We start from the raw sequence: 11384 nt of genomic DNA on the forward strand, positions 1-11384 counted from the left end.
GTGGGGTTTGCGCTGCGTAAGCACCACTTGTTTCGGGTTCGGCGATAACCGCCGAGATGTGTTCATTAATCGATGCTTTTTGGACATATACGCTGTCATTATCGCTGTTCAGCGATGATCAACCCCGGCTCTTTGTTCAGTAACCTGCCTTTTTATGGACGGATGGCGGCGGGGGTGGGTGGGAAGAGTTGGTCGAGGTGGTAGTTCAGGAGTTCGAGGGCGGTGTGGGTGCTGTGGTGGCCGGCCAGGATGCTGGTGCCGATTCCGTTGGCGAGAGCGACCAGTCGGGTGGCTTCGTGCTGGGGGTTGAGGCCGGGGGCGAGTTCGCCGTGGTCGGCGGCGGTGGTGAGGGTGTCGGCGAGTTGGTTTCGGAGGCGGTCGATTCCGGCGGCGAAGGAGGGTGTGTCCAGGTCGGGGTCGGTGAGGGCGAGCATGGCGTAGGAGGTGCCGACCAGGTGGAAGACCCGGCTGGGTTCGTCGGTCGGCAGGGCCTCGGTGAGGAATGCTTCGACGAATTCCCGTGGTGGGGGTGGGTCGGGAAGCCCGGCCAGCCGTTGAGCCCAGCGCTGCTGGGATTGGTGTTCGAGGTGTTGCAGGGCGCCGAGCAGGAGTCCGGTTTTGGTGTGGAAGTAGTACTGCACCAGGCGTAGTGAGATGCCGGCTTCGGCGGCGACCGAGCGCATGGTGACCGCGTGCAGGCCCTCGCGTGCGGCGACGCGGACCAGGGCGTCGGCGATCTGGGTGCGGCGGGCGGTGTGGTCGGCGGTCCTGGGCACGGGGTTCCTCCTGACTCCACATTTTGATACAAGTGTATACGGTACAGGTGTATCACTGTGGAGGGTGGTGGCTGGGTATGCGGCTGGATCCGGGTCGGGCAGCGCGAGGGGACTCTTCGGTGCCGGTGGGGGCGGTGGTGGTGCTGGCGGTGGTGTGTGCGGCGCAGTTCATGGTGGTGCTCGATATCTCGGTGGTGAATGTGGCGTTGCCGTCGATGCGGTCCTCGCTGGGTTTGGGTGAGGTGGCGTTGGGGTGGGTGGTCAACGCGTATGCGCTCGTGTTCGCGGGGTTGCTGCTGCTGGGTGGGCGGTTGGCCGATCTGCTCGGTCGGCGGTGGATGCTGCTGGCGGGGTTGGGGTTGTTCACCGCGGCGAGTCTGGTGGGTGGGCTGGCAGGCTCGGGTGGCTGGTTGATCGGGGCCCGGGCGGTGCAAGGTGTGGGGGCGGCGGCGCTGGCGCCGGTGACCTTGGCGATTGTGACCGCCACCTTCGTCGAGGGGCCGGGCCGGACGCGGGCGTTGGCGGTGTGGACGGGAATCGGGATGGCCGGCGGCACCGCGGGCAATCTACTGGGTGGGGTGTTGACCGAGTGGTGGTCGTGGCGGGCGACGCTGTTGATCAATGTGCCGGTCGGGTTGCTCGCGCTGGCGGCGGCGGTGCGGGTGATCGCGGTGGATCGGCCGACAGCCCGGCCGCGGTTGGATGTGCCGGGAGCGGTGCTGGTGACCGGCGGGCTGGCCGCCCTGGCCTACGGGGTCGGGCAAGCCGCGAACACCGGCTGGGCCTCGACCCCCGCGGTGACCGGACTCGGGGCAGGTGCCGGGCTGCTGGCGGGGTTCGCGTGGGTGCAGACGCGGTGGGCGCGCGCGCCGTTGATTCCGGTGCGGTTGTTGCGGATCCGGTCGGTGACCGTGGGTAACACGCTGTTGCTGCTGGCCGGGGCGTGTTTGAACCCGATGTGGTTTTTCCTGACGTTGTCGATGCAGGCCGGACTCGGCTACGGCCCGCTGCAGACCGGGTTGGCGTTCCTGCCGCACACCCTGGTCACCCTCACGGTCGGGGTGTGGGTGACACCGTGGTTGATGCGCCACATCGAGAAACGGGTGCTGATCGCGGTGGGTGCTGTAGTGGCGGCGGCCGGGTTCGCCTGGCAGGCCCAGCTGCACCCAGGCAGCAGCTACCTCATCGGGATCCTGGGCCCGGCGTGGTGTTCAGTATCGGCGCGAGGCTGCTGAACACCCCGCTCACCGCCGCGGTCACCTCCGGGGTCGACCGAGAGGACGCCGGGGCGGCGGCGGGGTTGATGAACGCCACCAAACAGGTCGGTGCAGCGCTCGGACTGGCGGTGCTGATCACCGTGGCCACGCCCGCGGCGTTGACCGGCTACAACCGGGCGTTCGCGGTGATCGCGGTGGTCATGGCCGTGGTCGCGGCCGCCGCGTGGCTGCTACCCGGTGCTCAGGACTGCGATCGGGTGGTAAGCAGGTCACCGAATTCTTCGGCGTAGGCCAGGTGCCGGCGCAGCCGCTGCGCGCTGTCGCGGGTCCGGTCCCGGCACTGCTGGAGGAACTCCCGGGCATGCTCACGTTGTTCGATGGTGGTGGCGGGGTCGCCGAGAACGTCGAAGGCGTCGAGGAGTTGTTTCATCTCCGCCAGGGTGAATCCGAGGGGTTTCATGCGCCGGATCACCAGCAGCCGTTCCACATCCGCGGTGGTGTAGAGGCGGAACCCGCCGGCCGAACGCGCCGAGGGGATCACCAATCCGACTTCTTCGTAGTGGCGGATCGTCTTGATCGACAACTCGGTGCGCTCGGCGACTTGGCCGATCTGCAGGAAACCGTTCTCGGCGCTGCCGCTGCCCATCGGTCAGTGCGCTCCGGCCAGATGACCCGAGAGCCGGTCGCGTCGGGCTTCGGAAGCAGGGTTGAGGCCGACGACTTCCACCGTTTTGCCCTTGGCGGCGTATTTGGTGGTGATGGCGTCGAGGGTGGCGACGGTGGAGGCGTCCCAGATATGGGTGTCGGACATATCGATGACGATATGGTCCGGATCGGTGGCGTAGTCGAACTGGTAGACCAGATCGTTGCTGGAGGCGAAGAACAACTCCCCGCGCACCTTGTACACCCGCCGCCCCTCCAGCACACCGTCCTCACCGATCCGCGGGTCGTCGAACGCGGTGACCTGGGTGAAGTGCGCGACCCGGTGGGCGAAGGCGATCATCGCGACCAGCACACCGGCGATCACCCCGTAGGCGAGGTTGTGGGTGGCCACGGTGACGCCGACGGTGACCAGCATGACCGTGGTCTCCGCGATAGGCATCCGCCGCAGCGTTTTCGGGGCGATGGAATGCCAGTCCATCGTTCCCACCGACACCATGATCATCACCGCGACCAGCGCCGCCATCGGGATCTGCGCGACCAGCCCGCCCAGGCCCACGACCAGGATCAGCAGGAACACCCCGGCCAGGAACGTGGAGATACGGGTGCGGGCCCCGGAGACCTTGACGTTGATCATGGTCTGGCCGATCATCGCGCAGCCACCCATCCCGCCGAAGAACGCGGTCACCACATTCGCCACGCCCTGGCCCCAGCCCTCGCGGGTCTTGTCGGAATGGCTGTCGGTGATGTCGTCGACCAGCTTGGCGGTCATCAGCGACTCCAGCAGCCCGACCAGCGCCATCGCCAGCGCATAGGGGGCGATGATCTTCAAGGTCTCCAGGGTGAACGGCACATCCGGAATCAGGAACGACGGCAAGCTCGACGGCAGCTCACCCTCGTCCCCGACATTCGGAACGTTCAACGCGAACACCATCGTCGCCGCGGTCAGCACGACGATCGCCACCAGCGGCGCCGGGACCACGGTCGTCAGTTTCGGCAGGAACACCATCACCACCAGACCGGCCGCGACCATCGGATACACCAGCCACGGCACCCCCAACAGGTGCGGCAGCTGGGCAGTGAAGATCAGAATCGCGAGCGCGTTGACAAACCCGACCATCACACTGCGCGGGATGAACCGCATCAGCTTCGCCACCCCGACCACGCTCAGCACGATCTGCAGCACCCCGCCCAGCAGCACGGTCGCGATCAAATAGTCCAGACCGTGCTCTTCGACCACCGGAGCGATGACCAGCGCGATCGCCCCGGTCGCCGCGGAGATCATGGCCCGGCGACCGCCCACGATCGCGATAGTGACCGCCATGGTGAACGAGGCGAACAACCCGACCCGCGGGTCCACGCCGGCGATGATGGAGAACGAGATCGCCTCCGGGATCAACGCCAGCGCGACCACCAGACCGGCCAGAACCTCGATCCGCAGCCGTTTCGGGCTGCGCAGCGCCGCCCACACCGAACCCTCGACCACTTCCGGCCGACGAGTTGTGGAAACCATCAAAGACTCCGTCCAAAGGTCATACGCGCACGACAGCGCCGCCGGACGAGCAGACGCTCACCGGCCGAACAACACAGGGCAAGAACAGAAAAAGGAGGTGTCGAGCAGCTGCTCGACCTCACCGAGAACCGCCGAGCGCGGCCAGACTGCCGCACCCGAGGGGATCGACAGTCGCTCGATCCGTCACGACAGTACTCTCCCCTTAGGGGAGAGTTGCAAGCCGGATAGACATAATCGTGGCCAACGTCTCACCACGGATCACCGAGGACCCGGCACGGCGATCACGATCCGCCAACAAGAGACCGCTGTTCAAAAAATGATGCATTTCTGGACATGCGCCCTTCGATATCATCGCTGGTCAGCGATGTTTACCGCGGCGATCTCGTCCAAGAAATTTCCATTGGTGAACACCTCGCATCCGGTCCCGAGCAGGGGAGTATCCGATCGCATCGACTGCCCTCACCGTGTTGCAGTGGACATGAGCCATTCGGTGACAGCGTCGAGATCGGTCGGCCGTAGCCCCATTCGTGGGTCGACGCGGTACACAAGAGCTCGACCGGGATGATGTTCCGACACCCATTCCCTATCTCCGTCGCCGATCTCGTCGTCGATCCAGATGAACGGCCGGCCCGCAGCCAGTTCGACCAGGGCACGTGTCTTCCAGTGCAGCCCGAACCATTCGTCGATGTGGTCGTCCTGTTCGTCCGGCCAATCCAGCACGGCCAACGTCGGCAAACCCAGTACCGGGCTGATGGACCGGTTGGCCTCATCAGTCCAGGTCGTTGCCCATATCAGCTCACAGGGCAGCGCGGTGAGCAGCGGCCCCAGTGCGGGATCGATTCGTGCCGCGAGCGGGTGGAGTCGCCACCGGACTCTGGCGGTTCGACCGCCACGGTCTGCGCTCCTGAGCTTTCCAATCTCCCGCTCTGGGCCTTGACCTTGACGCCCGGGTCAAGGCTTAGCGTCTCGGACATGGAAGAAACGAACACCCTTCACGGCAGAGCAGTGCTCATTACCGGAGGGGGCAGCGGGATCGGTCAGGCGACGGCCCGACAATTCGCTGCCGCCGGCGCCGACGTCCTGATCGTCGGCCGATCTGCCGCGCGCTTGGCGGAGACAGCCGACGAGCACCCCCGCATTCGGGCATTCGTGGCCGATATCACCGAGTCGAATGCCGCCGCCGATATCGTGACCGCGGGGTTGGAGACCTTCGGGCGCATCGATGTCTTGATCAACAATGCCGCGATCACCCGACCTGCTCCTCTCGGGGCCATCGACCGGAGGGTCGCCGAGGAACAGCTCGCCACGAATCTTCTCGCGCCGATCTTTCTCACCCAGCACGCTCTGCCGCACCTGGGGTCCGGTGCCACCATCGTCAATGTCACCTCCAACCCGCCCTACTACGGGTGGCCGAACAATTCGGTCTACGGATCCACGAAAGTGGCTCTCGACTTCCTCACCCACACATGGGCTGTCGAACTCGCGCAGCGGGGCATTCGCGTTGTGTCGGTGGCACCCGGGATCACGGCGACACCGGTGCTCGCCCACGCCGGTCTATCCGACGAGCAGATCGCCGCGGCAGGGAAGGAGATTCGGGCCCGAATCCCACTGGGCCGCATCGCCGAGCCCGACGAGATCGCGTGGTGGATCGTGAACGCAACGCGCCCCGAGGCCGGCTACCTCACCGGCGCGGTCATCCGCATCGACGGCGGACTGAGTGCGGCCGGGTGAAAATGGAACGATGCTGATCGGAGAACTGGCGAACGCGGCCGGCACCACCATTCGCGCACTGCGGTATTACGAACAGCAGGGCCTGCTCCATCCCCAACGGGCACCCAACGGCTACCGGGAATACGACGAGACAACCCCTGGCCACGTCGGCAATATCCGGCTATTACTCTCCCTCGGCCTCACCACCAACGACGTCCGGGCCTTCCTGCCCTGCCTGGATCAGGACCTCGCCGCCGCTACGCTTTGTCCCGCCAGCGCGCGGGTTGTCGCCCGCAGGCTCAACGAGGTGGACGAGAAGATCGCCGCATTGAACGTCGTCCGCAACCGTCTCATCGAAGCGATGAGCCCGGGCTCATATCGTCGGCCAATGCGCTGACGCGGAGTGCGATTCCGGCCTATCCTCGGCCCGGATGGGGAGGCGGTGCCCCACTCTGGGTCCCGGACTCAGTCCCATCCCAGCCGATCGCGCAGTTGGCGAATCACTGCCCATAAATTGATGCGTTCCTGAACAGTGGCTGCGTGCGATCATCGCTGGTCAGCGATGGTTCACCAGTGAGTCTGTACGGCAAGCGTCCTTTGCTGAACACTCGGTTGGACGGATTGCCCAACTCGTTCTCGATAGCACCATCCAAGGCACGGGCGCGGTGGGAACCCGGCCTCCCTTGTGAGGGCATCGCCTTCCTGACTGCGGGTTCACCGACCGTCGCCGGCCTCGCTGCTGCGGTTTGTTCGGTCATCCTCTGGCGAGTTCGTTGCGCCAGACCGGGCTGTCGACGTAGTGATTGTCGTAGCGCCGCGAACTCGCGCGGATCTCCTCGACACTCGCCTCGCCGCGATACACGCGCTCGAGCAGCCGGTAGTAGTCGAACCGGTGCAGGCCCGGGGTGAAGACGACGAGCAGTTCTGCCTCGCTGTCGGCAGCCGGGGCGAACGCGTGCGGGACCGTGGGCGGCACGGTCAGGAAATCACCCCGCTCGAGCCGCACGATTTCCTCGCCGAGCAGCATCCGTACCGAACCGTCGAGCACCAGGAACATCTCGGTTGCCGCGGTGTGGAAATGCGCGGGCGCACCGGGAGACCCCTTGTGCAGGGTCGCCTTGTTGGCGGTCAACGCGCCCCCGGTGGCACCGGCATCGGCGAGCAGGGTGATCACACTCAGTGCGCCGTCCTGGAGGGTCTCGGCCTCAGCGGAACGAACCAGGACGGGGGCGGTCTGGGCGGAAGCGGTCATCGGAACTCCATAGTCTCGGCGGGTGCGGCACCCGTTTCCTGTCTGCTGCAGAGTCGACGGAACAGACTCGCCGCGTGTGACATCGCAGGCGAACCATCTGGTCGGAGCGTCCTCGTACCGCGAGCCCGACCAGAGCACCTCGGCACCCGACCCCGGGGGCAGCCGTTGTCACAGACGCCCGGCCCGCTTCGTCCACTCCACAACGACAGATCAGAACAGGAGTGCGAAATGGCCGGAACGAGAGAAATCACAGCAGGAGCGACGGCACACAGTGAGCTACCGACACATACCGATGACGCCGTCCGCGGCGGCGCAGGGGAACCCGGCTCTCATCCGGCGAAATGGAAATTCTGGCTGCTGACCATGGGCGGGCTCTACCCGCTGCTCACCGCTCTGGTGATAAGCACCGCTCCCCTACTCGAACCATTTCCGACACCGCTGCGGCTGGCCTGCATCATGCCGGTCGCGGTGGCAGCGATGGTATGGGTGATCATGCCTTCGCTGTCCCGGTACTTCGCCGACTGGCTGAGCCGATGAGGGCGTTCGCCGATCTCGCCGCGAGGTATGCGCGGCACCACAGCCGAAACCGGCACCGGCATCTACCCGGCAGCCAGGCTGGGCGCGCGCCCGTGTTCAGAAATTGATGCGTTATTGGACACTGAAAGGCCAGATAATCGCTGGTCATTGATATATTCGACCGTGGTTCTGTCCAAAACCACCCTCTTTTTGGACACCAGGGAGAGCGGTACCTCGGATGCTCCGCCCTCGGTCCGCTGCGAAACCGGTTCCCGGAGTCAGCTCTCGATGGAGAAGGTGAGGCCATCGGGTGCGGTGAGATCGGCAGCCACGCCTTGGTCGTCTACGGGATCCACCCGCCCCGTTCCGCCGGGTAGCCCGCCGGCTCGCCGTTGAACCTCGGTGACGGAGTCGACGGCGACAATCAGGCGCCAGACCGGCACCGTGTTCGCCTCTGCGAACCCGGTGAAATGGGCGTCGGGATCCGTCATTCCGAGGAGGCACTGGTAGAACTCGGCGGCGGCCAGTGGATCTGCGCTCAGGTGTTGTAATCGCCGCGGTGCCGCCCTGGTCGCCCGCGGATGGGTCCAGCCCCGCTCCGGCGTCCGCCGCCACAGCGACACTGGCGCGCCGAATGGATCGATCAGTGTCGCGATCCGACCGTCGTCCCCGGCATCGAAGGGCGCCACCAATAGTCGGGCGCCGGCCTCGACCGCGGCCGAGACCCGCGCGTCCACTTCATCGACCGCCAGGTAGCAGGCGATGTGCGCGGGGGTCCCGGGCGGATAAATGGCTGCGGTCACATCGCTGAGGCCGCCGATGCGGTGCGCGCCCACCCGGATGACGGTGGCCCGCCGCCACGAGTCCTGGTCGATCTCGACAGTCCAGCCCAGCGCGGCTTCGAAGAAAGCTGCCGCCGCGTCCGGATCCCGTGTCTTCAGGTCCACCCAGCAGAATGTTCCGTCAGGGCGGGGGGTCAGATCTCCAGAAGGCTGCGCGATCACGGTCCGTAAGCATCGCAGAGACCCATCGCCGACCGGATGTCGCGACAGGAACCCTGTTCATCAATTGATGCATTCCTGGACGCCGAATAGACCAATCATCGCTGGTCAGCGATGATTGGTTGGTCGATCTCGTCCAGAAACCGCCTTTTCATGGACAGGGTGGCGCGGCGCAGCCGGTCACTCGCTCCGGCCAATCCGGCCGCCAGGTCGGCGGCGCGCGTCGTTTCGGCACGAGGGGGCCAAACGGCCGGAGTCCGGCGGTAAGCCATCTATCGCAGATAATTTGCGGAGTCGGCACCACTTGGCGGGGGCATTCGCCCAGTGCAGCACCACACCTACCGCAGATAATCGGCTTATCCGCGGCAACCCGTTAGCGCCGGATTCGGGATTTTGGACTGGCGCCACCAAAACCGCCTGGTCAGGCGCGAAGTCGTTCCGGCTAACGCCGGATTCCGGCCGGTTGGACCCCGCATGCCTGTTAGACCCGGGAGGAAGTATCAGAGCCGTACCAGCGCGGTACAGGCCATTCGGGAGCAGTGTCGGCCTCGATCCATCTGCTGACGCGGCGTGCCCTGCCGAACATGTACTCAAGGGCCGTCGCGGGTTCGAGTGACTGCACCGCTTCGTCCGTGAGTTCTGGTTCGGAATCGCGGGGCGGAACCGAGTGGTCGGCGCCGATATTGTCGCCGGGGCGCTCGAATGACGTACGGGTTGCGGAGGCGATGATCTCCAGATTGATGCTCGCGGTCTCCTCGACGTCGAGTAGGAACGGAGCGCGGTGGTGCAGGTCCCAGCGCAGCATGACCAGCAGGTGAAACGGGTCGAGGGGATACAGAACCACAGCGCTCATTCCGCCTGTGGAGAACGAGCGTTCGAACGGTGGCCCATCCAGGAAGAGCACCGGGTCGTCGCAGGTAGCAACAGGAGCGGCAGTCCGGTAGACCGCCCAATTTCGGCGATAGAGCAGAGGCGCAACGCTGTTGCGGACGTCCTCGACCATCAGGCGGATCGCCTCATGCTTGGGATCGCTGAAGTGTGGCTGCATCCGCCGGTAGATCTCGACTGGCCCCGCACCCGGTGTGGTTCTCGTCAGAAACTCCCGCTTCGCGGCCCTCGGACCGTTGATGATCGCGAGATGCCGTTCGCGCTGGCTGATGGTCCGAGTAGCTTGCAGGCCCAGAAACACCGACATGTCTTGGAGAAGGACGGCATTGTTCACCGGGCCGGCGTCGCGATCGATCAGTCCATCGAGGTGCTTGGCGCACAGACCTTCGATTCGCGATAGGTGCTTCTCCACCCAGCGGATCGGCAAGTCCATGGTGGCGCCGTACTCCGGCAGGGTGTAGAGGTTCCTCGCCCTACCTACTTCCTTCGGCGGCTGTGGCGGGTGCGCCACGCGCATGTCGACCTGGAAGGGCTGCACTAGGCCATCGATAGCCCAACGCTTCAGGTAGGACTCTGGTACGTAGTGCTGCTTCTTGGTGGTATCTGCCCATGCCTGGCTTTTCGACTCGGCAATGAACGCCGCGCCAAGCCATCGATGCCGGAAGGGACGTAGAGAAGCGAGCACCGATAGGAAATCGAGGGCCATCCACGCAGAGTATCGGCGCCGCAACGATGGTGGTTGCGGGTTGGAGTTCCGGTAGTAGTCACCGAGAGCCTGTCTCATTACCAAGATTTCGAGACACGCGTCGCGCACGCCATCCGCATCCGCGCGCCGGTTGGTATCTGCTAAACGGCCTTTCATACATCCGACAGTGACATCGGACGTGCCGGTGTGTAATGATCTGCCGTCGCACGCCGAGCCGGAGGAAGTGCAAAACGCTGGTTTGGTTGCTGGAGGAGCATTGTGGCAGAAGCGCTTCGGGCATTGAAGCACATGCTTGAGCGGACGAAAACGGCACTCGTCGACGGTGTCACCCACATCCTGCACCGCGACATCTCGGAGGTGGCCGGAGAAGCAGACGAAGCGGCCCATGTGTTGAAAGACCATGACCTCGACTCGGCCACACGCGCCGCACCCGAAGTTGACAGTTCGGCCGGGCATGGTGCGCTTCAGGGGCGCGATGCGCCCGGTGGTCGGCTCACAGCAACCGAGATACGCCGCTTGACCACCGACGAATGGCAGGTGAACCGGTATTTCGGCCTGAAGCACGTCGGACGAAATCCACTCGACTTCAGATCCTCACGTGCAGACATGGAGAAGAAAACTGAACAGGACTACCGCAAGGACTTCGACACCATCGAAAGTTTCGTTGCCTTCCACGCCGACGAGCCGATAGGGCGGGTTCGCCTGGTAGCCACGGACAACCCACAGGTCAGGGAGATGGCGGCGGTCAATGTCGATCCCACCGCTCGCGGCACGGGCACAAGTGACAGCCTGATACAGACAGCCCTGAAATGGGCCAAAAACAACAACTGTGCCGCGGTCAACCTATGGGTACGCGACAACAACGATCATGCCAAGAACCTCTATCTCCGCAACGGGTTCGAGTTCACTGGCGAAGCAAAGCCCCACTGGGCAGATGATTCCCTCCGTTTGGACCAGATGCGGCATGACCTCTCCTGACACGAGTGTTCATGAATTGGTGCATTGTTGAACAAGTCTGCGAACTATAATCGCTGGTCAGCGATGCTCAGGCGTGAATCCGTCCAGGAATACGCCTTTGATGAACAGACGCAGCCAGGCCCGGCCGGTGCGCCGACGCGGGCGTAGGAGTTGTTCACCGTGGCCGG

At 64.8% G+C, this 11384-nt stretch carries 13 protein-coding genes; 6 read left to right on the top strand and 7 right to left on the bottom strand.

Annotated features, from left to right (window positions below; all coding sequences use genetic code 11):
• Window positions 1–152: 152 nt before the first annotated feature.
• Window positions 153–776, bottom strand: a complete 624-nt coding sequence (locus tag ON38_RS26090) for a TetR/AcrR family transcriptional regulator (RefSeq protein WP_039827666.1) — start codon at window positions 774–776, stop codon at window positions 153–155.
• Between the two features lie 119 nt (window positions 777–895).
• Between ON38_RS26090 and ON38_RS26095 the strand changes: the two genes are divergently transcribed.
• Both ON38_RS26095 and ON38_RS37635 read left to right on the top strand, forming a co-directional pair.
• Window positions 896–2011, top strand: coding sequence for an MFS transporter (locus ON38_RS26095; RefSeq protein ID WP_245564211.1), 1116 nt, complete (start codon window positions 896–898; stop codon window positions 2009–2011).
• The gene (locus ON38_RS37635) at window positions 1981–2283 is read left to right on the top strand and encodes a hypothetical protein (protein ID WP_245564212.1); all 303 of its coding nucleotides are present in this window, start codon (window positions 1981–1983) and stop codon (window positions 2281–2283) included. The genes ON38_RS26095 and ON38_RS37635 overlap by 31 nt, the downstream gene beginning before the upstream one ends.
• Here ON38_RS37635 and ON38_RS26100 read toward each other — a convergent pair.
• From ON38_RS26100 to ON38_RS26110, 3 genes are all read right to left on the bottom strand, one after another.
• Entirely contained in the window at window positions 2235–2639 is a 405-nt protein-coding gene (locus tag ON38_RS26100; RefSeq protein ID WP_039827667.1) for a MerR family transcriptional regulator, read from the bottom strand. The genes ON38_RS37635 and ON38_RS26100 overlap by 49 nt on opposite strands.
• Window positions 2640–2642: 3 nt before the next feature.
• Window positions 2643–4166 (bottom strand): SulP family inorganic anion transporter, encoded by a 1524-nt coding sequence (locus ON38_RS26105; protein ID WP_039827668.1) that lies wholly within the window; start codon window positions 4164–4166, stop codon window positions 2643–2645.
• A gap of 459 nt (window positions 4167–4625) precedes the next feature.
• Window positions 4626–4901 carry a hypothetical protein gene (locus ON38_RS26110; protein ID WP_157181901.1) on the bottom strand — a complete coding sequence of 92 codons (276 nt, stop codon included), beginning with the start codon at window positions 4899–4901 and terminating at the stop codon, window positions 4626–4628.
• 237 nt (window positions 4902–5138) lie between these two features.
• Here ON38_RS26110 and ON38_RS26115 point away from each other — a divergent pair, with 237 nt between their 5' ends.
• Together ON38_RS26115 and ON38_RS26120 are read left to right on the top strand one after the other, a co-directional pair.
• A complete protein-coding gene (locus tag ON38_RS26115) occupies window positions 5139–5897 on the top strand; it encodes an SDR family NAD(P)-dependent oxidoreductase (RefSeq protein WP_218000837.1) in 759 nt (252 codons plus the stop codon).
• Window positions 5898–5907: 10 nt separating this feature from the next.
• Window positions 5908–6273, top strand: coding sequence for a MerR family transcriptional regulator (locus ON38_RS26120; RefSeq protein ID WP_039827673.1), 366 nt, complete (start codon window positions 5908–5910; stop codon window positions 6271–6273).
• Between the two features lie 357 nt (window positions 6274–6630).
• On the opposite strand, the gene ON38_RS26125 is transcribed toward ON38_RS26120, so the two are convergent.
• Entirely contained in the window at window positions 6631–7128 is a 498-nt protein-coding gene (locus tag ON38_RS26125) for a cupin domain-containing protein (RefSeq protein WP_039827670.1), read from the bottom strand.
• 228 nt (window positions 7129–7356) lie between these two features.
• On the opposite strand from ON38_RS26125, the gene ON38_RS36310 reads away from it, so the two are divergent.
• Window positions 7357–7665 (top strand): putative antibiotic biosynthesis monooxygenase, encoded by a 309-nt coding sequence (locus ON38_RS36310; protein WP_157181902.1) that lies wholly within the window; start codon window positions 7357–7359, stop codon window positions 7663–7665.
• A gap of 257 nt (window positions 7666–7922) precedes the next feature.
• Here ON38_RS36310 and ON38_RS26135 read toward each other — a convergent pair whose 3' ends face one another.
• Both ON38_RS26135 and ON38_RS26140 read right to left on the bottom strand, forming a co-directional pair.
• Window positions 7923–8591, bottom strand: coding sequence for a VOC family protein (locus ON38_RS26135; protein ID WP_085995489.1), 669 nt, complete (start codon window positions 8589–8591; stop codon window positions 7923–7925).
• A gap of 535 nt (window positions 8592–9126) precedes the next feature.
• Window positions 9127–10239 carry a DUF4238 domain-containing protein gene (locus tag ON38_RS26140; RefSeq protein WP_039827671.1) on the bottom strand — a complete coding sequence of 371 codons (1113 nt, stop codon included), beginning with the start codon at window positions 10237–10239 and terminating at the stop codon, window positions 9127–9129.
• A 258-nt stretch (window positions 10240–10497) separates the two neighbouring features.
• Here ON38_RS26140 and ON38_RS34360 point away from each other — a divergent pair, with 258 nt between their 5' ends.
• Window positions 10498–11217, top strand: coding sequence for a GNAT family N-acetyltransferase (locus tag ON38_RS34360; protein ID WP_157181903.1), 720 nt, complete (start codon window positions 10498–10500; stop codon window positions 11215–11217).
• The last annotated feature ends 167 nt before the right edge of the window (window positions 11218–11384 follow it).

Origin of the sequence: Nocardia testacea NBRC 100365, assembly GCF_000308775.1 — a bacterium.
Lineage (GTDB): Bacteria > Actinomycetota > Actinomycetes > Mycobacteriales > Mycobacteriaceae > Nocardia > Nocardia testacea.

Excerpts from the sequence above, each read along its gene's own strand:
- ON38_RS26100 (WP_039827667.1), bottom strand. The coding sequence starts at position 2,639 with ATGGGCAGCGGCAGCGCCGAGAACGGTTTCCTGCAGATCGGCCAAGTC.
- ON38_RS26105 (WP_039827668.1), bottom strand. The coding sequence starts at position 4,166 with ATGGTTTCCACAACTCGTCGGCCGGAAGTGGTCGAGGGTTCGGTGTGG.
- ON38_RS26115 (WP_218000837.1), top strand. The coding sequence starts at position 5,139 with ATGGAAGAAACGAACACCCTTCACGGCAGAGCAGTGCTCATTACCGGA.
- ON38_RS26120 (WP_039827673.1), top strand. The coding sequence starts at position 5,908 with ATGCTGATCGGAGAACTGGCGAACGCGGCCGGCACCACCATTCGCGCA.
- ON38_RS26125 (WP_039827670.1), bottom strand. The coding sequence starts at position 7,128 with ATGACCGCTTCCGCCCAGACCGCCCCCGTCCTGGTTCGTTCCGCTGAG.
- ON38_RS36310 (WP_157181902.1), top strand. The coding sequence starts at position 7,357 with ATGGCCGGAACGAGAGAAATCACAGCAGGAGCGACGGCACACAGTGAG.
- ON38_RS26140 (WP_039827671.1), bottom strand. The coding sequence starts at position 10,239 with ATGGCCCTCGATTTCCTATCGGTGCTCGCTTCTCTACGTCCCTTCCGG.